Origin of the sequence: Streptomyces sp. NPDC047117 (genome assembly GCF_040643545.1) — a bacterium.
Lineage (GTDB): Bacteria > Actinomycetota > Actinomycetes > Streptomycetales > Streptomycetaceae > Streptomyces.
The window spans coordinates 258,217-282,325 of the sequence record NZ_JBEYUN010000003.1; the positions used below are offsets into that span (position 1 = coordinate 258,217).

24 protein-coding genes and 3 pseudogenes are annotated in these 24,109 nt (G+C 68.6%); 21 read left to right on the plus strand and 6 right to left on the minus strand.

Features of this window, described 5'->3' with window-relative positions; genetic code table 11:
* Positions 1–38: 38 nt before the first annotated feature.
* From ABZ840_RS07180 to ABZ840_RS07195, 4 genes are all read left to right on the plus strand, one after another.
* Positions 39–806, plus strand: a complete 768-nt coding sequence (locus tag ABZ840_RS07180; RefSeq protein ID WP_361554614.1) for a hypothetical protein — start codon at positions 39–41, stop codon at positions 804–806.
* A complete protein-coding gene (locus ABZ840_RS07185; protein WP_361554617.1) occupies positions 803–1,747 on the plus strand; it encodes a hypothetical protein in 945 nt (314 codons plus the stop codon). Before ABZ840_RS07180 ends, ABZ840_RS07185 begins: the two co-directional genes overlap by 4 nt.
* Positions 1,748–1,791: 44 nt before the next feature.
* Positions 1,792–2,919, plus strand: coding sequence for a serine hydrolase domain-containing protein (locus ABZ840_RS07190; RefSeq protein WP_361554619.1), 1,128 nt, complete (start codon positions 1,792–1,794; stop codon positions 2,917–2,919).
* A gap of 490 nt (positions 2,920–3,409) precedes the next feature.
* Positions 3,410–4,684: a diacylglycerol kinase family protein gene (locus tag ABZ840_RS07195; RefSeq protein WP_361555390.1), complete on the plus strand. Its 1,275-nt coding sequence runs from the start codon at positions 3,410–3,412 to the stop codon at positions 4,682–4,684.
* Positions 4,685–4,764: 80 nt separating this feature from the next.
* Here ABZ840_RS07195 and ABZ840_RS07200 read toward each other — a convergent pair whose 3' ends face one another.
* A complete protein-coding gene (locus tag ABZ840_RS07200; RefSeq protein ID WP_361554622.1) occupies positions 4,765–5,745 on the minus strand; it encodes a S8 family serine peptidase in 981 nt (326 codons plus the stop codon).
* A gap of 43 nt (positions 5,746–5,788) precedes the next feature.
* Positions 5,789–6,019, minus strand: coding sequence for a DUF1269 domain-containing protein (locus tag ABZ840_RS07205; protein WP_361554625.1), 231 nt, complete (start codon positions 6,017–6,019; stop codon positions 5,789–5,791).
* A gap of 287 nt (positions 6,020–6,306) precedes the next feature.
* Between ABZ840_RS07205 and ABZ840_RS07210 the strand changes: the two genes are divergently transcribed.
* The 4 genes and pseudogenes from ABZ840_RS07210 to ABZ840_RS07225 form a co-directional block, all read left to right on the plus strand.
* Positions 6,307–6,840, plus strand: coding sequence for a histidine phosphatase family protein (locus ABZ840_RS07210; protein ID WP_361554628.1), 534 nt, complete (start codon positions 6,307–6,309; stop codon positions 6,838–6,840).
* A gap of 227 nt (positions 6,841–7,067) precedes the next feature.
* The gene (locus ABZ840_RS07215) at positions 7,068–8,045 is read left to right on the plus strand and encodes a polyphosphate kinase 2 family protein (RefSeq protein ID WP_361555393.1); all 978 of its coding nucleotides are present in this window, start codon (positions 7,068–7,070) and stop codon (positions 8,043–8,045) included.
* A gap of 508 nt (positions 8,046–8,553) precedes the next feature.
* A complete protein-coding gene (locus tag ABZ840_RS07220) occupies positions 8,554–8,781 on the plus strand; it encodes a hypothetical protein (protein WP_361555435.1) in 228 nt (75 codons plus the stop codon).
* Positions 8,742–9,031: pseudogene (locus ABZ840_RS07225) on the plus strand (sodium-independent anion transporter); the annotation flags it as partial. The gene ABZ840_RS07220 and the pseudogene ABZ840_RS07225, both read left to right, overlap by 40 nt.
* A gap of 270 nt (positions 9,032–9,301) precedes the next feature.
* Here ABZ840_RS07225 and ABZ840_RS07230 read toward each other — a convergent pair.
* Positions 9,302–9,883, minus strand: coding sequence for a helix-turn-helix domain-containing protein (locus ABZ840_RS07230; protein WP_361554631.1), 582 nt, complete (start codon positions 9,881–9,883; stop codon positions 9,302–9,304).
* A 285-nt stretch (positions 9,884–10,168) separates the two neighbouring features.
* Here ABZ840_RS07230 and ABZ840_RS07235 point away from each other — a divergent pair, with 285 nt between their 5' ends.
* The 10 genes and pseudogenes from ABZ840_RS07235 (at position 10,169) to ABZ840_RS07280 (ending at position 19,852) form a co-directional block, all read left to right on the plus strand.
* A complete protein-coding gene (locus ABZ840_RS07235) occupies positions 10,169–11,329 on the plus strand; it encodes an agmatine deiminase family protein (protein WP_361554634.1) in 1,161 nt (386 codons plus the stop codon).
* Positions 11,330–12,227: 898 nt separating this feature from the next.
* Positions 12,228–13,322: a non-reducing end alpha-L-arabinofuranosidase family hydrolase gene (locus ABZ840_RS07240; RefSeq protein WP_361554637.1), complete on the plus strand. Its 1,095-nt coding sequence runs from the start codon at positions 12,228–12,230 to the stop codon at positions 13,320–13,322.
* A 305-nt stretch (positions 13,323–13,627) separates the two neighbouring features.
* Positions 13,628–14,233, plus strand: a pseudogene (locus ABZ840_RS07245) (endo-1,4-beta-xylanase); the annotation flags it as partial.
* Positions 14,234–14,312: 79 nt separating this feature from the next.
* A complete protein-coding gene (locus ABZ840_RS07250) occupies positions 14,313–14,753 on the plus strand; it encodes a TrmO family methyltransferase (RefSeq protein ID WP_361554640.1) in 441 nt (146 codons plus the stop codon).
* A gap of 408 nt (positions 14,754–15,161) precedes the next feature.
* Positions 15,162–15,482: a toxin Doc gene (locus ABZ840_RS07255; RefSeq protein WP_361555396.1), complete on the plus strand. Its 321-nt coding sequence runs from the start codon at positions 15,162–15,164 to the stop codon at positions 15,480–15,482.
* Positions 15,483–15,654: 172 nt separating this feature from the next.
* A complete protein-coding gene (locus ABZ840_RS07260) occupies positions 15,655–16,296 on the plus strand; it encodes a DNA alkylation repair protein (protein ID WP_361554643.1) in 642 nt (213 codons plus the stop codon).
* Positions 16,297–16,693: 397 nt separating this feature from the next.
* The gene (locus ABZ840_RS07265) at positions 16,694–16,897 is read left to right on the plus strand and encodes a cold-shock protein (RefSeq protein ID WP_361554646.1); all 204 of its coding nucleotides are present in this window, start codon (positions 16,694–16,696) and stop codon (positions 16,895–16,897) included.
* A 241-nt stretch (positions 16,898–17,138) separates the two neighbouring features.
* Entirely contained in the window at positions 17,139–18,632 is a 1,494-nt protein-coding gene (locus ABZ840_RS07270) for a DEAD/DEAH box helicase (RefSeq protein WP_361554649.1), read from the plus strand.
* A gap of 157 nt (positions 18,633–18,789) precedes the next feature.
* Positions 18,790–19,107 (plus strand): SCO5918 family protein, encoded by a 318-nt coding sequence (locus ABZ840_RS07275; RefSeq protein WP_361554652.1) that lies wholly within the window; start codon positions 18,790–18,792, stop codon positions 19,105–19,107.
* Positions 19,108–19,507: 400 nt separating this feature from the next.
* A complete protein-coding gene (locus ABZ840_RS07280) occupies positions 19,508–19,852 on the plus strand; it encodes a MerR family transcriptional regulator (RefSeq protein WP_361554655.1) in 345 nt (114 codons plus the stop codon).
* Positions 19,853–19,916: 64 nt separating this feature from the next.
* Here ABZ840_RS07280 and ABZ840_RS07285 read toward each other — a convergent pair whose 3' ends face one another.
* Positions 19,917–20,546, minus strand: coding sequence for a GAF and ANTAR domain-containing protein (locus ABZ840_RS07285; RefSeq protein WP_361554658.1), 630 nt, complete (start codon positions 20,544–20,546; stop codon positions 19,917–19,919).
* Between the two features lie 286 nt (positions 20,547–20,832).
* The gene (locus tag ABZ840_RS07290; protein WP_361554661.1) at positions 20,833–21,492 is read right to left on the minus strand and encodes an ANTAR domain-containing protein; all 660 of its coding nucleotides are present in this window, start codon (positions 21,490–21,492) and stop codon (positions 20,833–20,835) included.
* Between the two features lie 337 nt (positions 21,493–21,829).
* On the opposite strand from ABZ840_RS07290, the gene ABZ840_RS07295 reads away from it, so the two are divergent.
* Positions 21,830–22,261 (plus strand): hypothetical protein, encoded by a 432-nt coding sequence (locus ABZ840_RS07295; protein WP_361554664.1) that lies wholly within the window; start codon positions 21,830–21,832, stop codon positions 22,259–22,261.
* A 2-nt stretch (positions 22,262–22,263) separates the two neighbouring features.
* Here ABZ840_RS07295 and ABZ840_RS07300 read toward each other — a convergent pair whose 3' ends face one another.
* Positions 22,264–22,713, minus strand: a complete 450-nt coding sequence (locus tag ABZ840_RS07300) for an ArsI/CadI family heavy metal resistance metalloenzyme (protein WP_361554667.1) — start codon at positions 22,711–22,713, stop codon at positions 22,264–22,266.
* A 79-nt stretch (positions 22,714–22,792) separates the two neighbouring features.
* Here ABZ840_RS07300 and ABZ840_RS07305 point away from each other — a divergent pair, with 79 nt between their 5' ends.
* Both ABZ840_RS07305 and ABZ840_RS07310 read left to right on the plus strand, forming a co-directional pair.
* The gene (locus tag ABZ840_RS07305) at positions 22,793–23,197 is read left to right on the plus strand and encodes a metalloregulator ArsR/SmtB family transcription factor (protein WP_361554670.1); all 405 of its coding nucleotides are present in this window, start codon (positions 22,793–22,795) and stop codon (positions 23,195–23,197) included.
* Positions 23,194–24,046 (plus strand): annotated as a pseudogene (locus ABZ840_RS07310) (arsenical-resistance protein); the annotation flags it as partial. The gene ABZ840_RS07305 and the pseudogene ABZ840_RS07310, both read left to right, overlap by 4 nt.
* Positions 24,047–24,109: the final 63 nt, after the last annotated feature.

Below are 24,109 nucleotides of genomic sequence, written 5' to 3' on the forward strand. Positions count from 1 at the left end.
AGCGGTCCCGGACTGCGCACCGCGAATCCGCCGACCGTTTGGCGCTTCGTGCTCTCGACGCCCTGGAGGGCGTCGAGAGCACGGGCGTGGCCGCGGGTTATGTGGAGGAAGCGGCGGCGGAGTCCGAAGGAGATACAGCGGTCGCCCTCGGGGCAGTGCGCATTCTCGGCGCCGACGTGCTCGCACCGTACGTACTGCGGCACCGGGCTCTGCCGGACGAGGAGTCGTACGTCATCGATCTCGCCCTCTCGGCGCTGCCCCCGGCCCGTCCGGCGCCGCCCCCACCGCCGCGAGGCCCCGAAGCACCGTGGTTGCGGGCATGGGCCGACTGGGGTCTGGTCGCCGCGCTTGCCCGGGTGGCCCCCGGCCACTCCTCGCCGCACACGGCTCCGCTCCCCGAAGCGCCTCCCGCCTGCGACGACGCACTCCCGCGCCGGCACCCCGCAGTCGCCGACCCGGAAGACGCCGACTCCGATGGGGCCGCCCGCGAGGGCTGGGTGTCCTGGGCGGTACGGATGGCCGCGCTGGCACCGCTGGCCCTGCCCGGGCTGGACGGACCGGTGCACGCATCCGCCCGGGACGGCGTGACGGGCCTGGCCCGCGGTGCCTGCCGCTCGATGCTGCGACGCGACTTCCCCACTGCCGCACGCCTCGCCCGCTGGCTCGCCTGGCTCCACCACGAGGGCGTACCCCTGCCGCTCGACCCCGTGCCGTTCACCCAGCACCTCACGCTGCTGGGCGTGGGCGGACGCCTCGCACTCGACACCGCGATCGCGCGGGAACTGCTGAGGGAGGAACCGCTGTGAGCACCGATGTGACGCAGACGGCGCACGCCGTCAGTTCCCGGGCCCTGGGCTGGTTGCACGCCAATCGACAGTACGGCGCGCTCACCGACCTGCCCGGCCCCGACCTCATCGATGACGCCGATGCCTACAAGGCCGTCGGCGAGACAGCACTCGCCACCTCTCTCGTCCTGCGCAGCGGCGCGGCCGGCTCCTCCCAGCTCGCCCTCGCGCGCGAGCTTCTCGAGTTCTGCTGGGAGCAACTGGGGGAGGGGCGGCTGCTGTACGAGCGGTTGCTGCGCCACCCCCTGATGACCGACCCGCTGGAGACCTACGCCCACTTCGTACGAGGCGGGTACCGGAACCCGCAGCTGGAACAGCTCGCCGCCCACACCATGGCGCTCCGTTCCACACGCGCGGGCGAACTCGTACCCAACCGGCGCCTGGGAGTCGCCAACTCCGCCCGCGTCGCCGGCCTGACGCGTGACGGTGAAGGGAACGTGGGGAGCGACTGGACAGCCATGACCGAGGCCACCTGGCTCGGCCACACCCCTGAGCCCTGGCACATCGACTGGATGACCGGCTACTCGGTGACCCACACCGCCTTCCATCTCAGTGACTGGGGACGAATACCCGGCGCGCTGCCCAACCCCATAGCCGGCTACCTGGCCAACTGGCTGCCCGTGTGGATAGACATCTGGGCGGAGACCGGCCAGTGGGACCTGATGGCCGAGCTGATGATCGTCGAAAACTGCCTGCCCACGCCGCACACCGATCCCGACGACTGGCAGCGGCTGGCCGACATCCAGCACGAGGACGGCATGGTGCCCCGCGACGACAAGGACGTCGAGGACGACCCCGCTCAGCGCTTCGATGCGCACCAGCACCCCACCATCGTGGCCGTCATCGCCGGCACGCTCGCCCTCACCCGCGTACTGGACGAGCCGCACCGCTCGACCTCATGACGGCAGCGCCGCGCACCCCACCGAATACGCACGACCTGCCGCGCGTGACGTCCGAAGGCCCCGCCGGGGAGCCACTCGGCGGGCAATCACGCGCCGGGCCGTCACCCGTCGGACTGGACGCGGTACGCGCACTGCTGTCCGCCGCCCCGGATGCCAGCGCCGTCACCGTTGGCATCCACCGCGCCGGGCAGCAGGCGTTCGTGGCGACAGGAACCACCACGCACCACGGCGACCACCCCGCCGCGGCGGACACCCGCTTCGAAGTCGGCTCGCTCACCAAGACCTTCACCGCCCTGCTCCTGGCCGAGCAGAACGCCCGCGGCGAAGTGGCCCTCCACGATGCCGCTGCTCACTACTTGCCAGCAGGCACGCAACTCCCGGCCGGCGGCACCGCCATCACACTGCTCCACCTGGCCACCCACACCTCCGGCCTGCCCCGCCTGCCATCCGGACTGCTGCGCACCGCCCTGCCCCGGCTGCTGAGCAACCCCTACGCCGACTTCACCCACGCGGACCTCCTCGACGCTTTCTCCCGAACCCGGCTGCGGTCCCGGCCGGGCACACGCGTGCGGTACTCCAACTTCGGTGTCGGCCTCCTCGGCCACCTCCTGTGCGCCGCCGCCGGTGGCCCGCCGTACGAGGAACTACTGGCCGAGCGGATCCTCGGCCCGCTCGCCCTGCACCACACGAACTGCACGCCCGATCCGGCTCCCCACACCGCGGTTACTGGCCATTGGAGGGGCCGCCCCCGCCCGCCCTTCGACATCCCGGGCCTGCCGGCTGCCGGAGCCGTCCGCTCCAGCGCGCGCGACCTCCTCACCCTGACCCAGGCGCTGCTGTCCTCCCGCTGCGACGCCGTACCCGCGACCACTCCAACACCTCTCGCGACCACTCCGGCCCCACTGCGGACGGCACTCGCGGACGTCACCCGCCCCCGCCTGACGCTGCCCAACGGCACCGGCCTCGCCCTGCTGTGGAACACCCGTACGCGTCCCGACGGCTCCACCCTGTACCACCACTCCGGAGGCACCCGCGGCTGCACGGCATTCGCCGGCTTCAGTCCCGCACACGACACCGCACTGGTCGCCCTCGCCAACTCCGCCCCGGGCCACGGCAATCATCTGATCCAGCGGGCGTACGAGGCCCTGCTGAGCCTGCTCCCGGAGAGCTAGGCGATCGCTCCATCCGGACACGTGTTGGAGACACCGGCGAGCTGATAGGCGAGGAGATCGACGTCCCGCTCGCCGCTGAGTCGAAGACACTCGACGGCCGAGCGGTGCCCAGGCCGGGGTACTGGCCCGGCTGTTCGCCGGAATCCGCCTCGGCCAGGCGATGTTCGAGTTGGCCGAGGGCGGCGCAGGGTCCATTCGTGCCTCTCGCACTACCGCAGGAGCGGCTTCGAACGGCCTTGCCGTTCTGAGGCAGGAAAGGTCATGCTGCGACAGCTCGGCCGAAGGCAGCGGCGCCGGGAATTGCGGAAGGTGCCGTGCGGCGGGCTCGTGCCAAGCTGGGCGGAGCAGGTGGGAGGCGCTGATGAGTGGTCGGCACCGACTCGCTCAACAAGGGGCCACTGGCAGGACACAACGTCGCACCGTGGCGCGGAGAGGACGGCCCGTGCGGTCCAGGGATCGCCCGGCGGTGGGGGAGCAGTGGTGGGCACGCATGTCGTTGCTGGCTGCAGCGGCGGCCGTGACCGTGCTGCTCCTGTGCGCGGGACTGAGGGCAGTCGTTCTGGTCGGGGTGGGGGCAAGCGGATTGGTGGTGATGGTGGCGGCAATCTGGTGGGCCCTCACGCACCGAGGTGCTCCCAGAGTTCTCGCCCTGGTGCTGGCCGTTGCGGCACCCGCTCTGGTGCTGGTGCAGTACGTGCGGTATCAGGTGACGTGGATCGCCGTGCTGTCCGTGGCGTTGTGGCTGTCCGCCGGCGTGACCGGCCGGCTGGCCCTGGTGCGCGTCGACCGACCGGTCGCAATGCCGGAGTTCCCGGCCGTTCCGCCACGACAGCCTTTCATGATCATGAATCCGCGTTCCGGCGGCGGCAAGGTGGAGCGTTGTGGACTGCGGGAGAAGGCGGAGGCGCTGGGAGCCGACGTCGTGCTCCTGGATGCCCCGGGCACGGTCGACGTGGCTGGACTGGCGCGAGCGGCGGTCGCCAAGGGCGCCGACCTCCTGGGCGTTGCCGGTGGGGACGGCACCCAGGCCGTCGTCGCCGAAGTGGCCGCCTCGCACGGCATACCGCTGCTGGTCATCCCGGCGGGAACCCGCAACCACTTCGCCCTCGACCTGGGCCTGGACCGCGATGATCCCTCGAAGGCCCTCGACGCGCTGCGGGAGGGCGTGGAACTCCACGTCGACCTGGGTCGGGCGGGCGGAAGACCCTTCGTGAACAATGTGTCGTTCGGCGCCTACGCCGAAGTGGTGCAGAGCCCGTCCTACCGGGACGGCAAGAGCCGCACCATCGCAGACATGCTCCCGGACTTCCTGGCCGGACACCGTGGAGCACGCCTGACAGCCCGGACCGCCGACGTCACCATCGCGAATCCCCAGGCCGTGCTCGTCAGCAACAATCCGTACGGCATGGGGGATGTCACCGGTCTGGGCCGCCGTCCGTACCTGAATGGCGGCACGCTCGGCGTGATCGGTGTGAAGGTCACCAGCGCGGCACAGGCAGCCGCACTGCTGCGAGGGCAGCGTTCAGCCGGACTGACCCGGTCTACGGCGAAGGTGGTGACGATCGATGCCGACCGCCCGCGCATACCGGTGGGCATCGACGGCGAAGCACTGCTGCTGCCCGTCCCCCTCACCTGCGAGGTGCGGCCCTTGGCGCTCCGTGTGGTCGTGCCGCTTTCGCGCCCCGGTGTGCCCAAGCCCCGTCCGCCGTTGGACTGGATGCGGGTCTGCCGGCTCGCCTTCCGTCCGGTCCGCGGTGCGGCGTAGCGGCGACGGAACACTGACGGGCAGCTGACGGACGGGACGGTTGCCTTTCGCCGGCGACCAAGGGCCTGTCGGCTGCCGCGCTATTTGCCATGGGTGACCGCTGCCTGTGCGTCCACAATGCCGAGCCCCAGTTCGGTCAGATGGTCGGGGTTCCGGGCGGACTCCTTGAGATCGGCGATGATCTGGTCGGGGGTGCGGCCCTGTTGGTGCAGGAGTGCCGCCGCGGCTGAGACGTAGGGCGTGGCCATGGACGTGCCGTCCAGCTCGCCGTACCCGGAGGCGTTGTCGCGCGTCAGTGGAGTGGTGTACGTAGGCAGGGTGGACAGGATGCCGACGCCCGGCGCGGTGACGGCACCCTCGGCACCGAAGTTGGAGAAACTCGCGGGCTTACCGTGTTGATCGCTGGCACCGACGACGAGCACAGGGGTGGTCAGCCGGTACGGCTGTGTCTCGGCTCCCTCGTTGCCCGCCGCGGCCACCACCACCGTCCCTTCGTCGTGGGCGGTGGTGATGGCCCGGTTGAGGGCTCCGCCGCGCAGCAGCTTCGCCATGAGCCCGGTCTCGCCGAGCGAGAGGTTGATGACATCGGCGCCGTGCTCCGCCGCCCACAGGATGCCGTGGGTGATGTCCTCCTTGGACCCGGATCCGGCCGCCGTGAGGACCCGCACCGGCATGACCTTGGCGCCCGGTGCTCCGCCCGCGACGCCCACGCCATTGTCGGTGGCCGCGGCTGCTATGCCGGCGACGTGGGTGCCGTGACCGTTGTGGTCCGTCGGGTCGCTGTCATCGTCGACGACGTCGGTGCCTCGGACCAGCCGGCTCTTGAGGTCCGGGTGGTCGAGGTCGACCCCCGTGTCCACGACGGCGATCACCACGTCGTCCCCGCGCGCGGTCTGCCACGCCGCCGGCAGCTTCAGGGCGTCCAGTGCCCACTGCTGCCCGCGCTTGGGGTCGGGCTCGTGGTCGTCACCGCAGCCCGCGACCAGGACCGAGGTGAGAGCCACGCAGGCCAGTACGGCGGTGGTACGGGAGAACGACTCGCTCATGGGCACCTCCGACACGTGCGCGCTCCGTCCGGTGAGGGCTGTGCGGGTGTCGGGGCCCTCAGCCTGCACCTGCGAGGGCGAAAACCGCGGCGCGCCCGGGCTCCAGGGCGCCTGCCGCCTCCTTGATGAACGTGTCCTCCCTGAGCTTGCCGGCGACGGCGTCTGTCGCGGCACCCGCCGCGGCGCCGAAGGCCGGCATCAGGAAGAGCATCTCGACGATCCTCCCCTTGCCCGTCGCGTCCGGACCGAAGACGATCGCCAACAGCTGTATGGGCCCCGTCTCGTCCATCGTGCCGCCTTCCTCCGCAGGCGCTGCATGTCATTCAGCAACGGATCCCTTCGGGCGGCAACCCCGCTGGGGGTGATGACACGGCGCGAGCGGCGGCATCGCGCGGCGAACCGGCCGATGTCCGAATGAGACGAGGACGTTCCCCCCGACGACCGCGCGTACGGTGTACTTCACCCACACGCACTCGAACGCGTGCCTGATGCAAGCGGCCTGTGCCGTCACATGCCGGCTCACGACAGGGGGCGTCCCATCAAAACTACGGAACTTCCGACGCGACGGATCTCAGTGTGACGACCTCACCCCTACGGCGATTGCTGCTGCTGCGGCACGCCAAAGCGGCCCGTCCGCAAGGGACGGCAGACCACGAGCGGCCACTGTCCGCGCGTGGCCGCCGCGATGCACAAGCTGCTGGGCGCCTGCTGGTAATGACGGACTGGCTTCCGGACCTGGTGTTGTGCTCCACGGCCCGTCGTACGAGGGAGACCTGGGAGCTGGCCGCGACGGAACTGGCGGGATTGCCACCGGTGCGCAATGAGCCGCGGCTCTATCACCCGGCTGTGCCGGAACTCCTGGCAGTCGTGCATGTGGTGCCCGCCTACGTGTCGACTTTGCTGGTGGTCGGCCACAACCCGAGCCTGCGGGACACCATCCTGACAGTGGCAGGTGACGGCATCGGCGAAAAGATCCCACAAGTCCAGGAGAAGTTCCCCACCGCCGCGATTGCTGTGCTTACCTGGCACGGAACGTGGGGGCAGCTCGGTCCTCGTACGGCGCTGCTGACGGGGCTGGCAGTCGCTCGGGGAGACCGGCGTAGGGCCTAGTGAACAGTGGTGCCGCTGCCTGCGGACGGGGGCGGCCGCACGTGTTCCTCAAGCCAGTGGGCCGCCGTACGCTCGTGCTGCAGTCGCCGCCCCGGTCCCAGGCGGCTCGTGTCATGGAGCGAGTGTCCGAGATGGACGGCAGGTGATGCGACATGCACCAACGGGACCGACCGTCGGATAAATCCGTGCGCCGGGAACGCGAACGCAGCAGAACGACGGCCGACACGATGGCCGCACGCATCGAGACGTTCATCGAACCGCTGCGGGTCCCCCCTGACACGCAGGTGGACCTGATGACGGACTTCGACCCCGGTTCCCGAGCGGGGATCGAGAAGAAATCTGACGGGGTCGAACTGCTGCGCACGGGCATCGAGTTGCTGGCCGAGTACCAGCGGCGGCTGGCCGCGGAGCAGGCCTGGGGTGTGCTGGTGTGTCTGCAGGCGCTGGACGCCGGCGGCAAGGACGGGACGATCCGCCACGTGATGAGCGGGATGAGCCCGCAGGGCGTACACGTGTCGAACTTCAAGGAGCCCTCCGCCGAGGAGCTCGACCATGACTACCTGTGGCGTTATGCACGTCGGCTGCCCCGGCGCGGCGAGATCGCCATCTTCAACCGGTCGCACTACGAAGAGGTCCTGGTGGTTCGTGTGCACCCGGAGAACCTCGACCGCCAGAGACTCCCCGAACAGGCGAAGGACGGTGACGTGTGGGCGCGGCGCTACCGGGAGATCAACGCCTGGGAGCGGTATCTCGCCGAGAACGGGTTCGCGGTGGTCAAGCTCTTCCTGAACCTGTCCAAGGAAGAGCAACGGGTCAGGTTCCTCAAGCGGATCGACGTGCCGGAGCGCAACTGGAAGTTCTCGGCGGCCGATGTGCGTGAGCGTGCGCACTGGGACGACTACCAGCGGGCCTTCTCCCAGATGCTCTCGGCCACCAGCACCCCGTGGGCTCCTTGGTACGTCGTACCGGCGGACCGCAAGTGGCTGGCCCGGCTCTGCGCGGCAGCTGTACTCGCGCACACGCTGCTCGGTATCGACCCGCAGTATCCGACGATGAGCAAATCGGCCCGCAGGGACCTCGCCCGAGCCAAGACGGAGCTGGAGAAGGAAGCGCCGCACGGTGTTCCGGCAGATCCGTACGAGGCGCCCGACACCGGCAAGAGCCGTGAGCGGCAAGGGAAGGACGGTCGGCGGGAGCAGGTGTAGTGCACGGACCGGACCGTACCGGAGGCAGTCATGATGGCTGTGGGAGCATACGCCCGGAGACATTGAGCAGCCGAATCCCCGCGTTGGTACGCGATAACACCGGAAGAGGTCGCTACGGCCTTCGGCGTGGATCCGGCCGTCGGTCTGTCCGCGGCACGCGCCGCCGACCTGTTGGGACGGGACGGCCCGAACGCGTTGCCGGCGGACCAGTCCAACATGGCGTTCATGAACACCCCGTCTCCCATGGCAGCGGAACCGTCATCGTCACGGCAACGGGGTCCGGCACTGAACTCGGCACGATCTCCGGGATGCTCGCGGCCACTCGTCGCGCTGGCCATCGCGGCCATCCCGGAGGCGCTGCCGACGGTGACGCAGACGATCCTCTCGATCGGCGGCGTCAACCTCGCCGAGTGCCATGCGATGGTGAAGGACCTGCCGTCGGAGGAGACCTTGGGGGTTCACCTCGGCCGTCAACTCGGACAAGGCCGGCACGCTGACGATGAACCGGATGACGGCCGTGGAGGTGGTGACGCCGACGGACCGCTACGGCGTTTCCGGCAGCGGTTACGGCCTGGTGGGCAAGGTCCATCGCGCTGCGGGCAGCTCGGAAACCATCGAGCAGGCGGTGCTGCCGTACCTGATCGCGTCCGATGCGGCGCTCGTCGACGGCAAGGTGGACGGAGACCCCACGGAGGGCGCACTGCCAAGGGCGACCCGCCTCCCACGTGGATCGTGATCGCGGCCGAACCCATAACGGACGTGGACACCACCGCGTCCGACGTACTGAACTGGACGAGAAGCTCAACGCCCAGGGCGTGCACCTGGTCTTCGCTGAGCTCAAGGACCCGGTACGGCGCAAGATCGAACGCTACGGTCTCACGCACACCATCGACCCGCGGCATTTCTTCGTCACGGTGGAAGACGCCGTTGACGCCTTCCGCACCCGCACCGGAGCCCGGTGGACTCCGCCGCCCACCCGGATGTGACCGGCGCGTAGGCGCCGGACTCGTCAGTCGTGTGGGCCCCACTCGAGTCGATCGTGCCGCACGCCGCGAACCTCACACTGGTGACGGTGGTCTCCCTGCACCTCATGCGGACGATCAGGGACGCCGGCCCGTATCTCAAGTTCTCCATCGGGCCGAACGCGTGCCGCACGAGCCCAGGTGGAAAGTGGAGGTTCGCCGCGACTGGCTGGACCGGGCGCACCGGCAGGTCAGTTCGCTCGGTCGACAGGTGCGTGCGGCGGCCCGTCGGACTTACGGCTGCCGCAGCTGCGTCAGCTCCACCTCGATGGCCTGCGACATGAGGGTGCGGGCCTGGTCGATGTCGAGTCCGCCGCTGAGCCAGCGCATGCTCAGGCCTTCCAGCAGGGCCGTGAGCCGCTCGGCCGCTGCCGCGAGCGTGGCGGCCGGGGCGAGCGGCTGCACCTGGCCCAGCAGGGCGGCCACCTCCTGCACCCAGACCAGGGTTGCCCGAGCGAGATCCTCACGCAGGACATGGTCGAAGACGGCGCTCGCCCTCAGCTCGCCCCAGGCGGTGCTGTTCTCCCGTACCTGCGGGATGTCCTGCAGTTCCAGCAGCAGAATCTGGTCGAGCTCTTCGCGCGGGCTCAGCGGCTCTGCGTCGGGGTCTCTGGACGTGGTGTACCGCTCGGCGCGGTCGTTGATGAACTCCAGCGTGTGACGCAGGACTCCCGTGCGGTCCTTGAAGTGGTAGTAGAGGAGGCCGGTGGAGACCCCGGCCTCCTCGGCCAGTTCCTCCACGCGGAGGCCGCGGACCCCGCGCCGGGCGATGACCCGGGCGGCGGCTTCCAGGATCTGAGTACTGCGAGCGGACATGCGAAGAACCCTATCCGGCCCCGGGCGCCGGTTTCGCCGAGGTCAGGAGCGGCTCCGCCGCACAGCATGCACTCCGGCGCGGCCCCGCCCACATATTTGACTGAAAATTCAGTCAGTGCCACAGTGAAACCCACGGCCACCCCCCCCACTCACGCCTCCGGCCCGCCGTAACCATGACCGCCAACCGCGTGAAGCCAAGGCCCGTGACTTCCACCGAAGCGCCGCGTCACCGCGCTGCGCCTCCCACTGCTGGATAGTCTCGCCGGCGCCAGATCGGAGCACACCGTGTCCCTCTTTCCCCCCTCCCGCCGCACCGCCCTGCGTGCCTTCGCCGGAATCGGCGCCGCCTTCGGCCTCGGAGTCACCGCCTGCGGCCCGGAGGGCGCGGGCGGCAGCACGACCTCCGCCCCGGCTCGCACTCCGGCAGAGGAAGGCGAGCGCCGCTTCGGCGCCGAGTGGGAGAGTCACACCCGCACGTTCATGTCGTGGCCGGCGCTCGACTCCGTATGGGAGGACGACCTGCCCTACGTACGGAAGGACATCGCCGGCATCGCCCGGGCCATCGGGGAGTACGAGGCGGTCGTGATGATGGCCCGCCCCGAGCAGGTCAAGGCGGCCCAGCGGGCCTGCGGTTCACAGGTCGAGGTCATTCCGCTCGCCGTCGACGACCTGTGGGCCCGCGACACCGTCCCCGTCTTCGTCGAGGACGACGGCGAGCCCGTCGGGATCGACTTCAACTTCAACGGCTGGGGCAACAAGCAGGAGCACACCAACGACGCCAAGGTGGGCCGCAAGCTGCTCGCCGAGTACGACATCCACCGCGAGAGGGCGCCGCTCGTCGCGGAGGGCGGTTCCTTCGAGACCGACGGCGAGGGGACCCTCCTCATCACCGAGAGCTCGATCGTCAACGACAACCGCAACCGCGGGAAGAGTCGGAACCGGATCGAGGACGAGCTCATCGAGACGCTCGGCGTGGAGAAGGTCGTCTGGCTGGCCGGCGTACGCGGCGAGGACATCACCGACGCGCACGTGGACAGCCTCGTCCGCTTCACCGCGCCCGGCGTGGTCCTCCTCGACCAGGCGTTCCCCGGGCTGCCGGCGGACTCCTGGTCCCGCGCGGCCGACCAGGCCCGCTCCGTGCTCAGCAGGACGACGGACGCGCGCGGACGGCGCTTCGAGATCATTGACCTGCCGCAGCCCGACCTCGACAAGATCACGGGCGAGGGCGACGACTTCGTCTCCACGTACGCCAACTTCTACATCGCCAACGACTCGGTCTTCCTGCCACAGTTCGGTGACCGGAAGGCCGACGCGCGGGCGAAGGGCATCCTCCAGGAGCACTTCCCCAAGCGGGACATCGTCCAGCTGCGGATCGACACCATCGCTTCCGGCGGCGGTGGCATCCACTGCTCCACCCACGACCAGCCCGGCAAGCCCGCGGCATGACCGCACCCAGGAGGCGACTCGACCTACGGCCGGGAGCGAAGCGTTGGTCCTGCGCGCTTCGGCGGACAGCGGTATCGGTGAGCTAGGGCGTTAACGCAGGTCAGGGTAGATGCGCAACGATGGTTTATGAGCTGGATCGGCGGTCGGCAGGGTACCGGGAGTAAGCCGCAAGCAAGGACGCGGGGGAGCGGCCCTCTGTCCGGGTGTATGCCGACTGGTGTCCACACTGGTGGAGGGGCGCCCATATCTGCGCATGTGTGGGGCAGGCGAACGTGGTCCACCCAACTTTGCACGGTTAAGGCGCTGTGCAAGCTCTCACCGAGCTGGCCTCCGGTGCGCTCACGCATCCGTTCGAGCGCTACGGCATCGGCTCCGTCGAGGAGGCGGAACAAGCGGCTGCGGGGGGGGGGGGAAGCGGTCGGCAAGGTGGTGCTCGACCTCGCCTGCGACGGCGCATCAGTCGTGGAGCGAAATTGCCGACGCTGTCACCGAGTTGCTCCTCTCTCGCGGTGACGCGGGGAGGGCGCCGCAGCGCGGCCTGTAGGTCGCCACGAAACTTGTGGTCCGCCGGAGCGCGTCCCCGCTGAGGAGCTGAGCGCCGCTTCGCCGTCGAACCGAGCGCGGCATCCGGCGCGACTCGGGTATTCCCCACTGTCCCTCAAGGCGCCTCTTCGCCAAACGTGTGGGGAGTTATCGAAAAACTTTCGAGCGTCGAGCCGAGAATATTTTGCACAAAGCGTTGACCGGACTCCGTCAAGCGCTCCATTATTCCTACGCCCGAAGTTCCGGCCACTGTTCGATATATCGACCACACTTCGCGCTGGGCCGGCCTGGGTCGTACGGCCGGCCAATCCCGCTTCACCGCATGCACACCAGTCGAGCCGCAATGGAGTTGCCAATGCACTTGACGCATCGTCACCGCACCCGCCGCTTTCGCCGCCACGCCTGTGGGGCCCTGCTCATCGCCCTGCTGACGGCGTTCTTCGCCGTGCCCGCCAACGGAGCGACACCGGCGGCCACCCCCCGGCAGGACCTGCCGGGCAGTTTCCGATGGACGTCCACGGGGCCGGTGATCTCACCGCAGCAGGACGGCAGTAACTCCGTCGCCGTCAAGGACCCGTCGGTGGTCCAGGACAAGAACGGCAGATGGCACGTCTTCATGACCACCGCTGCGCGCGGCTCCGGTGACTGGAGCCTGGCCCAGACCAGCTTCTCCGACTGGTCCCAGGCCGCCGGTGCGAAGCAGACCCACCTGGAGACCGCTTCCCGTATCGGCCCCGGCTACCGTGCCGCCCCGCACGCCTTCTACTTCGCCCCCAAGGACGAGTGGTATCTCGTCTACCAGACCGGCCTGCCGTCGTACTCCACCACCAAGAACATCAACGACCCGACCAGCTGGTCCGCGCCGAAGAACCTGATGAACAGCGTGCCCGACGTCGTCCGGCAGAACATGGGCAACGGCAACTGGCTCGACTTCTACGTGATCTGCGACGACGCGAAGTGCTACCTGTTCTCCGCGGACGACAACGGCCACGTGTACCGGTCCGAGACCACCGTCGCCAACTTCCCGAACGGTTTCGGCAACACCAAGATCGTGCTCCAGGACTCCCGCTTCGCGCTGTTCGAAGGAGGCGCGGTCTACCGCGTCAAGGGCACCAACACCTACCTGATGATCTGGGAGGCCATCGGCAGCGACGGTAACCGCTACTACCGCTCCTTCACCTCCAAGGGCCTGACCGGTACCTGGCAGCCGCTCGCCGCAACCGAAGCCAACCCCTTCGCCCGCTCCACCAACGTCACCTTCCCCGGCGGCGCCTGGACGAAGGACATCAGCCACGGCGAGCTGATCCGCGCCGGCAACGACCAGACCATGACCATCGACCCCTGCCACCTCCGGCTTCTCTACCAGGGCCGGGACCCCAACTCCGGAGGCGAGTACTCGCAGTTGCCCTACCGCCTAGGCCTGGCCTCCCAGACCGGCTCCACGTGCTGAGACCTCCCTGTCCCCCACGCAAGGAGTCACGCATGTCGTTGAGACGACGTACCTTCCTCGGCCTGACCGCGGTCGCAGCAGCGGGCCTGAGTGCCCCACTGCTCGGCTCCGCACCGCACCGTGCCTATGGTGCCGAACTGCCGACCTATAACGGGGAGTTCGCCGTCGGAGTGCGCCAGTTCAACTGGATCCGCGGTGCCCGCTCGCTGTTCACCAAGGTCTTCTACCCCACTCCCGGCACCCCCGGCGGCGCCCCCGTTCCCAACGCCCCGCTCGCCGACGGTGTGTTCCCCGTCGCCGAGTGGATGCGCAACCACATCACCAAGGTCGCCGACCACTACGCGGGCAAGATCGACTCCTGGGACGTGGTCAACGAGGCGTTCGAATGGGACGGCAGCCGACGCCAGTCCAACCTCCAGAAGCAGCTCGGCGACGGCTGGATCGAGGACGCCTTCCGTACCGCGAAAGCAGCCGACCCCAAGGCGAAGCTCTGCTACAACGACTACGGCACCGACGGCATCAATGCCAAGAGTGATGCCGTCTACCGTATGGTCAAGGACTTCCGCGCCCGCGGTGTACCGATCGACTGCGTCGGCTTCCAGAGCCACCTGGCCTCGAACTCCGACCTCAGCACCTACCGGCAGAACCTCCAGCGCTTCGCCGACCTCGGCGTGCACGTGCAGATCACCGAGCTCGACGTCGGCGGCTCCGGCACGGCACAGGCCAATGTGTACCGGCAGGTCACGCAGGCGTGCGTGGCCGTCGCGAGATGCAACGGCATCACCGTGTGGGGCGTCACCGACAAGTACTCCTGGCGCGCCCAGGAAACCCCGCTGCCCTTCAACGGCAACTATCAGAAGAAGGAGGCGTACGGCGCGGTCCTCGCGGCACTGAACAGCGCAGCGAGCTGAAACCGGCCGGGGCCCGGCGGCCGTTCCGCCGGGCCCCGCATCCGCACGCAACGTGTGCCGTTCGTGGTCCGCACACGGGGTGCCGTCCGTCGGCGAAGGCAGGGCGTACGCCACTGAAGATCACTGGAACGAGACCGCGATCATCCGCTTGAACAGCGACTTCCCGCCGGAGGTCGTTCAAGGACTCGAAGAGTTCTCCCACCTCGTGGTCGTCTGGCACTTCAGCAAGGCATCACCCGACGACGTCGCCCTGCACGCACGCAGTCCGCGCAACAACCCCGACTGGCCGACGACCGGCACGTTCGTACACCGCAATCACCGCTGCCCGAATCAGCTCGCGCAGTCCTTCCCGCGGCTCCTGAAGGTCGACGGCCTGGACCTGCACGTGCGCGACCTCGACGCCGTCGACGGAACCGCCGTCTACGACCTGTCGCCCTATTTCCAGGAGATGGGCCCCCGCGGCGAACTCCGTCAGCCCGCCTGGCCCGGCGAGATGCTCAAGGACTACTGGGCCGACTGACAGCACCGGTGAACTGCCGAGCCGATGCCTCGGTGGGCCACCGAGGCATCGGCAGCAGCGCTCCTGAGCGGACCCAGGGCATGAGGTAGCGGCCGCCCGGGTACCGGGAGCCATGGCCTCTGACCTGCCTTCCCGTCGCGGGACCGGAGCCCTGCCGTTGGAGCATGTCTGCCCTCATTGCGTTCGTACGCTCCGCCACTGCCGACGCGATCGCCCAGCACCGCGCCCGCAAGACCGCCGCGCAGGAATTCCAGCGCCGCTTTGCAGACCCCGCGCCGACCGAGGCCATCGCGGCCGCCGGTATCGACGACGGCCCGACCGCGGGCCCGAAGGGCCGGGCCGCCTGGCCCCATGGCGCCCGTACTCCACATCGACGTCCGCTGGCTGCTCCAGCAGTAGGAAGCCGCCCTGCCCGAGCAGACCACGGTCTCCGACTTCTCCGCGCTGGTGGCCGCCGTCGCCCGCCACCGCGTGGACCCGCCCCAGCTCGGCATCGACTCCGACCCCGCCTGGCGCGCGGCTGCGCTCTTCCAGACGTTGCTGCTCCTCAAGGCGTTGCCGGCGTACAACGTCCGCTACGCCTGTGCGATCACGCTCGCGTACATGCACGCCTCGGGGGAGGGCATCGACCCGCCCTACGGCGACCTCGTCACCCTCGCGCAAGACCTGCTCACCGGCGGCTGCTATGTCTTCACGGCAGCCGAGCGGATCCGGTCCTGGCGCCTCTGAGCGCCGAGACCGCTGCGCCTCCAGTGATCATGCGCGAGCCGAACCAGTGTGTACGACGGGTGGCCGGCTTCCGTCGTAGGGTGAATCGCGCAGGTGGGTGACTCCCGCACGGGAGAGACGGGAGGCTGAGGTGGCCGGGACGGCGTCGACCGGGACAACGGTCGCTGAGGTGATGGCCGAGCTGGCCGCGCTCGAGGACCCGAAGGTCCGTGCGGTGAACGAAAAGCACGGTGACGACCACGGTGTGAACCTCACCAAACTGCGTGCGCTCGCGAAGCGGCTGAAGACGCAGCAGGAGCTCGCGTGCCGGCTCTGGGAGACGGAGGACACCGCGCCGAGGCTGCTGGCGCTGCTGATCTGCCGCCCGAAGGCGTTCGCGCGTGACGAGTTGGACACCATGTTGCGGGGGACGCGCACACCCAAGGTGCACGACTGGTTCGTGAATTACGTGGTGAAGAAGAGCCAGCACGCGGAAGCGCTGCGCCTGACCTGGTTCGGCGATCCCGATCCCGTGGTCGCGAGCGCCGGCTGGGCGCTGACCACCGAACGCGTGGCGAAGAAACCCGGGGGCCTCGACCTCTCCGGACTGCTCGACGTCATCGAGGCGGAAATGAAGGACGCCCCGGACCGCCTGCAGTGGGCGATGAACCACTGCCTGGCGCAGATCGGTATCGAGCATCCCGAGTACCGCACCCGTGCCCTCGACATCGGTGAGCGCCTGGAGGTGCTCAAGGACTACCCGACCTCCCCGGGCTGCACGTCGCCGTTCGCGCCCACCTGGATCACCGAGATCGTGCGCCGACAGCAGGGATAGGCAGTGTTCGCCGGTGGAAAGTCGCTGTTCACCGGTGCCTGGACTGCCGCCACGGTGAGCCCCGGCGTCGGGCGTGCCGGCGGCCTCTTCCCGAACGTGGGGCTCCGGGCAATCAATATCTGTGCTCGCCGGGTGAGAATTTGGCCGCCTGCGCGAGCAGGGTTTTTGCCGTAACAGGCGGAGCGGTTTTTCTCGTCGTACCGGGACGATCGCAGCGTGCTACTGTTGGTTCCAGTTGCAGTTGTGGTTCCCAAAACTTCAAGTGCCCTCCAGTCGGCTGTCGGCCTACGGAGAGCACTTTTGTACTTCCGGTCTTTTTCCGGTCGGGGTGATCATCGCGGCGACATGGCATTCGCGCAGTGTGGATGCCGGTGTACTGCCCCAAAGGAGAAATAACATGGCCGCTGGTACCGTGAAGTGGTTCAACGCCGAAAAGGGTTTCGGGTTCATCGAGCAGGAGGACGGCGGCGCTGACGTGTTCGCCCACTACTCGAACATCGTTGCCCAGGGCTTCCGTGAGCTGCGCGAAGGCCAGAAGGTGACCTTCGACATCGCGCAGGGCCAGAAGGGCCCGACGGCGGAGAACATCGTTCCCGCCTGACGCTGACGGCGTATTTTGCAGCTGGGGCCCGCATCCTTCGGGGTGCGGGCCCCAGCTGCAAGGCTTTTTTCGCACTGTGGTCATCTTCGGGACACGCCACCGAAGAAAATAATTGCGCTTCGGCGGCATTTTTGTCGGCGAGATTCGCTTTCGCGTTCCACTCGGCTCATTCTTGCAATTCTCCGCGCCGCTCCACCGCTGTGAGATTTCTTGACGTGTGCCGTATCGAGGAAGGTTCCTCATGAACCGCACACGCACGAACGACCGTTTTGATCGCGCTCGCAAGGGCAGCGCCGATTCCAGGAGGGGCGGCAGCCGATTCGCTTCGTCGGGCGGGGGCCGTCCCGGCGGGCCGAACCGCTCCGGCGGCCAGAGCCGTCGGCCCGTCGCGAGCCAGGGAGATTTCGCACTCCCCAAGACCGTGACCCCGGCACTGCCTGCCGTGAACGACTTCGCCGATCTGGGCATGCCCAAGCAGTTGCTCGCCGCCCTCGGCACGGAGGGAGTGACCGTACCGTTCCCGATCCAGGGCGCGACGCTGCCGAACTCTCTTGCGGGCCGCGACGTACTGGGCCGCGGGCGTACCGGCTCCGGCAAGACGCTCGCCTTTGGACTGGCTCTGCTGGCCCGCACGGCCGGACAGCGCGCCGAGCCCCGCCAGCCGCTGGGGCTGATCCTCGTACCGACGCGTGAGCTGGCACAGCAGGTGACGACCGCGCTCGCTCCGTACGCCCGCGCAGTGAAGTTGCGGCTGGCCACCATCGTCGGCGGTATGTCGATCGGCAAGCAGGCCCGCGCACTGCACGGTGGTGCGGAGATCATCGTTGCGACCCCCGGGCGGCTGAAGGACCTGATCGAGCGCGGCGACTGCCGGCTGAGCCAGGTGGGCATCACGGTGCTGGACGAGGCCGACCAGATGGCCGATATGGGCTTCATGCCGCAGGTCACCGCGCTGCTCGACCAGGTGCGGCGCGATGGTCAGCGGATGCTGTTCTCCGCAACCCTGGACCGCAACGTCGACCTGCTGGTCCGCCGCTACCTGAACGACCCCGTGGTCCACTCCGTCGACCCCTCCGCCGGTGCGGTCACCACGATGGAGCACCACGTGCTGCACGTCGACGGCGCCGACAAGCACGCGGTCACCACGGAGATCGCCGCCCGCGACGGCCGGGTGATCATGTTCCTGGACACCAGGCACACCGTCGACCGCCTCACCAAGCACCTCCTCAACAGCGGTGTACGCGCTGCCGCCCTGCACGCCGGAAAGTCCCAGTCCCAGCGCACTCGCACGCTGGAACAGTTCAAGACCGGCCACGTCACCGTGCTCGTGGCAACGAACGTCGCGGCGCGCGGCATCCACGTCGACAACCTCGACCTCGTTGTCAACGTCGACCCGCCGGCCGACCACAAGGACTATCTGCACCGCGGCGGGCGCACGGCCCGCGCCGGTGAGTCGGGCAGTGTGGTCACGCTGGTCACCTCGAAGCAGCGCCGCACCATGAGCCGTCTGATGGTGGCCGCGGGCATCACCCCGCAGACCACTCAGGTCCGCTCGGGCGGAGAGGCGCTGAGCCGCATCACCGGAGCTCAGCCGCCCTCCGGAGTCCCGGTCGTCATCGCCGCCCCCGTGGTCGAACGCCCCAAGCGCGGCTCCGCCTCCCGTGGCAGGCGCCGCCCCGCTTCGCAGAACCGGCGCGGATCTTCGGCATCGTCCGCCACCGGCGTGGCGGCCTGAATCCTTCGTGTCCTTCGTGATCAGCAAGCTCGCTACCACTGCAGGAGCTGCTTTGACGCTGATTCAGGCACAACATGGCAGGGCCCCGGGTACATGCGCCTCTTCCCGTCGGACCGCCTCCCCTGTTCGGACCGCTTCCTCTTCTCTGTGAGGCAACATGCGCTGCATCATCGCCCGCTTCCCCTTCGACCTCACCAAGAACGGCGTGCTGGAGTCGATGAAGGGCATCGAGCCCGAACCGGCAACCGGCGAGACCGTGATCATCGGTCGCCGCACCTATCCCGTCAAGCAGGTGGGCGCGGTGGTCACCAAGCAGGACCGCCGTGATTTCAGCGCCGGCGAAGTCGTCCGGGCCATGACTCGGCTCGGCTTCACCTGCTCCAACATTGCCCAGGTGGAACCCCCTGAGCACACATCGAGTCCGTTCCAGCGGGCTCAGGCGATGCTCGGGATCCCCCGCCTTCCGGAGGCCTGAGAGCCGCAAGTCGACATCACGCGGTTTTCGCAATAACGCGGATCACGCAGCACTGAGGGCTCGACCGGCCACGCCGGTCGAGCCCTCAGTGCGTTGGATTCTTCACCGCCGGGGTATCTTTGCAGCATGGCGGGGACAGAAAATCAGCGCTGACGCCTGCAGAAAATCTGCCGTGTTCACAGTAGACATGAGTGTTCGCCAGGTGTAGCGTCCTTTTCATACTCCAGAGAGTTCCATACTTCAGAACGTGAAGAGCGCACGGCGGCAAAGCGGGGCGGGAGCCGCACGGAAGCACCCACCGGGTGCCGCGGGCCGCAGAGTGACAGATGGTGTTGAACGCTCGGGCCAGGGTGCCGCCATGGCGCTTTGGCCCCGTACGTGTCCCCGAAAGAAGAGGTCTATGCCCCCTCGCAGTACCCACGTCGCCGACAAGTTCGACGACGATGATTATCCCGCCTACACCATGGGCCGGGCCGCCGAGATGCTCGGCACCACACCCGCCTTCCTCCGCACCCTCGGCGAGCACCGTCTGATCACGCCGTTGCGTTCCGAAGGCGGCCACCGCCGCTACTCCCGCTATCAGCTGCGCATCGCTGCCCGCGCCCGCGAACTCGTCGACGCCGGCACCCAGATCGAAGCGGCCTGTCGCATCATCATCCTGGAAGACCAGCTCGAAGAGGCCCAACGCATAAACGAAGAACTGCGCGCCCGCGCCAACGGCCCGCAGCCGGAGGCCCCTGCCTGATCACGATGCGACGGGGTAACGACCGATGCCCGGCAGTCGGTTTCGGCCGTACCGCAGCCATCGCTCAGGTAAAGCGGCTGCGGAGGACGGCGTGGGCGGTTTCCAGCAGGGTCTGGTCGTGTGCCAGGGCCTGGCTGCGCAGGAGCAGCCAGGCATGGTCGGGTGAGAGACCGTGGCGTTGGGCGAGTGCCCCGGCGGCCTGGTGGGCTGCGGCGAAGGGGAGGGGCGATTCGGTGAGCCAGTGGGGCTGGCGAGAGGTGGCCCGGACAGCGCCCTCGGCCAGGGCGCGGGCGTCGGTCAGCTGACGGCGGGACATGGGCCCCGCTGTGACGCGGTGGCCGGTGAGCGCTCCGATGGTCATGCCGCCCTGGAGCAGCGGGAAGGCGAAGACCGCGCTGACGCCGAGTTGCTGGATGCTCGTGACGAGGCCCGGCCAGGGGCCCGGCGGCAGGGCGGCAAGGTCGGGGACCAGCACGCGGCGGCCGTATCGCACAGCGTCGTCGCTGGGGCCCTGGCCGTGGACCAGTTGCACGTCCTCCAGCAGCCCGGTCAGCCGGCCGTGGATCTGCACCGGCTCGGGCACCATGCCCTCCGTATGGCTCAGGAGAAGTGCCAGGCCGTCCAGTCCCAGGGCGCGGGCACACTGTTCCAGTGGCAGTACGTCGGCAGTGATCTGCGCCAGGCAATCCGCCATCGAGTCTGCCCTGCAGTGCTCTTCTGTCACGTTCTCTCTCTCGGCCAGTGCTGCCCGCCGACGATGGCGGCAGCAGACGGTGCAGGATGCGGCGTGAAGGCGTGGGCCCAGTGTCCTCCAGACCTGGGGGCCTGTGACCTCGGGCCCCGGTACGAAAACGGGAAAGCAGGCAGGGGTGGCCCGCCGAGCAGACAGGGTGGCCCGCGACGCCGGTGAACAGCAACGGACCGGCGGTGCTCCTTCCCCGTCGTGGCAGCACTGAACCCATCGCGGCAGGGCTGAGCGATCAAGTCAGCGGGACGATGCCGGGCCCTCCCTCCAGGACTGCCCGGGCAGTCTCGGCGAGAGGCATCTGCTGCCTTCGGGCATGCTTGTGCAGCGCCTCGAGGGCGATGGGTACGTCGCTCTGCCACTGTTCGGCCAGCACCCCCGCGGCCTGCTCGATCAGCAGTCGGCCGGGCACGTCGTGGTCCGTCTGCTCGCCCCTGGGCGGGGGTTGGTTCGCAAGTCGTCGCTGCGTCAGGGCCAGAGCGGCAGCATCCGCGACGACCTGCACCGCCGCCGGTGGGCTACGCAGCGGGCCGGGCCGTACGTCGAACAAGGTCAACACTCCCAGCAGCCCGCCGCCGGCACGCCGGTCGCGCAGCGGGAACGAGCCCACCGAGCGGATCCCGGCACCTCTGGCCGCGCTCGCGTACTGCGGCCACCTGCTGCGTACAGCCGGCAACTCGGGTACGAGCACCAGCAAGCCGCGGCGAAAGCACGCCGGTCCCGGCCCTTGCCCCCTGGCCGCCGCCAGCCGCTGCAGCGCCTGCACCGGCGGACTGGTCGCGGCAGCCACCTGCAATCCGCCCTCCCGATCCGCCAGCAGCACCCCGGCCCCCCGAACCTCGAACACCGTCCGGCATTGCTCCGCCGCCCATTGCAGCGACAGCAGTTCCCCCACGGCCTCATCCCGCAGTCGCCTTCCCACCTCCATCACCAGGCCGGGCAGTGCCGTACCAGCTGACCACTTACTCATTCCCGTTGCCCATTTCCGCTCCTCTCCGGCGCGGTTGGCCTCTGCGGCACCCGATGAGAGGAAGCACTGCCCGCGCCGGACAGCAACAGCCTGCCATGTGCGCACGCGCAGTTGGTCGCATACCTGAGGCGTCCTGGTAGGTCGGTCGCTGCCCGCCGGCACACCCATCGGGGCTGAAAACCCCCTTTGAGCCATGCCCCGGACGATGTCTAGCTGGTGTGGCCGTGGCGTCACGGGGGCGCCATGAGAACCAGGAGACATCATGCGTGTGCACATCCACCGGACCGTAGTCGCGGCCGTAGGCGCGGTACTGCTGACAGGGACCGCCGGGGCCGGGCCGACGCAGGCCAAGGGGATGGAAGCCAAGGGAACGGAAACCAAGAAGGCGGAAGCCAAGGGAAAGGACGTCGTCGTCTCCACTTCCCCAGGCATGGCGAAGTTCGATCACCGGGGCGACAAGGTGATCGCGTGGGACAAGAAGGCCGACGGCTACGGAGTCGCGACGGATGTCATGTGGAACCTCGGCGGCGAGCCGGGCACGGAGGGATTCACCGTCCGCGCCAAGGGTGCAGGCACACTGAAGCCGGTTCCCGCGGGCATCCCTGAAGGGAAGAAGGTCGCGATCCGACTCTGCCGTATCGGGGATGACAACGCGGGCTTCAGCTGCACCGCTTGGCATTACGGGCGCGCCTGATCTCAGAGTGTCCTCTCGGTCATGGGCGACGTCTCGTTGCCGCAGCATGCGTCGTTGTCCAGGGTCGGGCTCTTGCCCAGTTGGTCGGCGTCGGCCTTCACGACGTAGACCTCCCAGGGCTCCTTGCCGGGGCCGGTCGCCCAGACCTTGTCCTGGAGGGCGTAGCAGCAGGAGGTGTCGTTCTCCTCGAAGGTCGCCAGCCCCGCGTCCTTCAGGCGGGCGGTGGCGGCGGCGACCTGGTCGGTGGACTCGACCTCGACGCCGAGGTGATCGAGGCGGGTGTCCTGGCCCGCCTGTCCCTCGATCAGTACGAGTTTCAGCGGCGGCTCGGTGATCGCGAAGTTCGCGTACCCGGGGCGGCGCTTGGCCGGCTCGACGCCGAACAGCTTGGAATAAAACTCCACCGACGCTTCGAGGTCGGCGACGTTGAGAGCGAGCTGAACGCGGGACATGGGGGCCTCCTGATCGCGCTGCATTGACATTCTTCGATTCAAGATTGCGTCTTGTATCGGGGTTCGTCAATATAGAAGCATGTCGAAACACGAGCTTGAGGTGCTCGGCGAGGCCGAAGCCTGCTGCCCAGGTCTGCTCACCGTCCCGCTGGACGCGGACCAGGCCGTGGAAATCGCGAGCGTGTTCAAGGCCCTGGGTGACCCGATCCGGCTGCGGCTGCTGTCGATGATCGCCTCCCGCGCCGGGGGAGAGGTATGCGTCTGTGGCCTGACGCCGGCCTTCGACCTGTCCCAGCCGACGATCTCCCACCACCTCAAGCTGCTGCGGCAGGCCGGTTTGATCGACTGCGAACGCCGCGGAACGTGGGTGTACTACTGGCTGCTGCCGGAGATGACCGACCGGCTCGCCGGGATCCTCACCCGCCAGGCCGGGCAGTCCCTGCCCCTGCCCGAGCGTTCCGCCGAAGCCGGAGTCGCCTCATGACCGCCGAGACCCCCTCCACCGCGCCCGTGGCCGCCAGGCTGTCGTTCCTGGACCGCTACCTCGCCGTATGGATCATTGCCGCCATGGCCGCCGGCCTCGGCCTGGGGCGCCTCGTACCTGGTCTCGGGGACGCGCTGGCGAAGGTGACCGTCACCGGTGTCTCGCTGTCGATCGCGCTCGGACTGCTGGTGATGATGTATCCGGTCCTGGCCAAGGTCCGCTATGACCGCCTGGACACCGTCACCCATCCCCAAGCTCTCAACTCCGTTCGAGCAGGGGAGACCTCAATCCGTCGCCTGCTGGTCCCCTCGCTCGTCCTGGACTGGATCGTCGGCCCGGCCGCTGCATCGCCATGGTCATCATCTGGAACGACCTCGCCTGCAGCGACCGCGAGGCCACCGCCGTACGGTTGCCCTGAACTCCGTGTTCCAGGTGATCGCGTTCTCCGCGCTCGGCTGGTTCTACCTCTCCGTACTGCCCGCGTGGCTCAGCCTGGAGACCACCGGGCTCGACGTGAGCGTGTGGGAGATCGCCCGCAGCGTGCTCATCTTCCTGGGCATCCCGCTGGCCGCCGACTACCTGACGCGGCGCCTGGGCGAAAAAGCCAAGGGCCGCACCTGGTACGAGTCGAAGCTGATTCCCCGCATCGGCCCGTTCGCTCTCTACGGGCTGCTGTTCACCATCGTCGTCCTGTTCGCCCTGCCACTGCTGGTGTGCTTCGCCGTCGCCACCGCGGCCTTCGGGGCCTCTTCCGGCCAGGCCCTGGCCGGTGTCGTCGGCCCCCTCATCGAAGTCCCCGTCCTGATCGGCCTGGTCTACGTCGCCCTGCGCGCCCGCCGTTTCTTCCCCGGCAACGGCAACGGCGACAGCAACGGCAACGTCAACAGCAACAACGTGGAACCGAACGCCGAA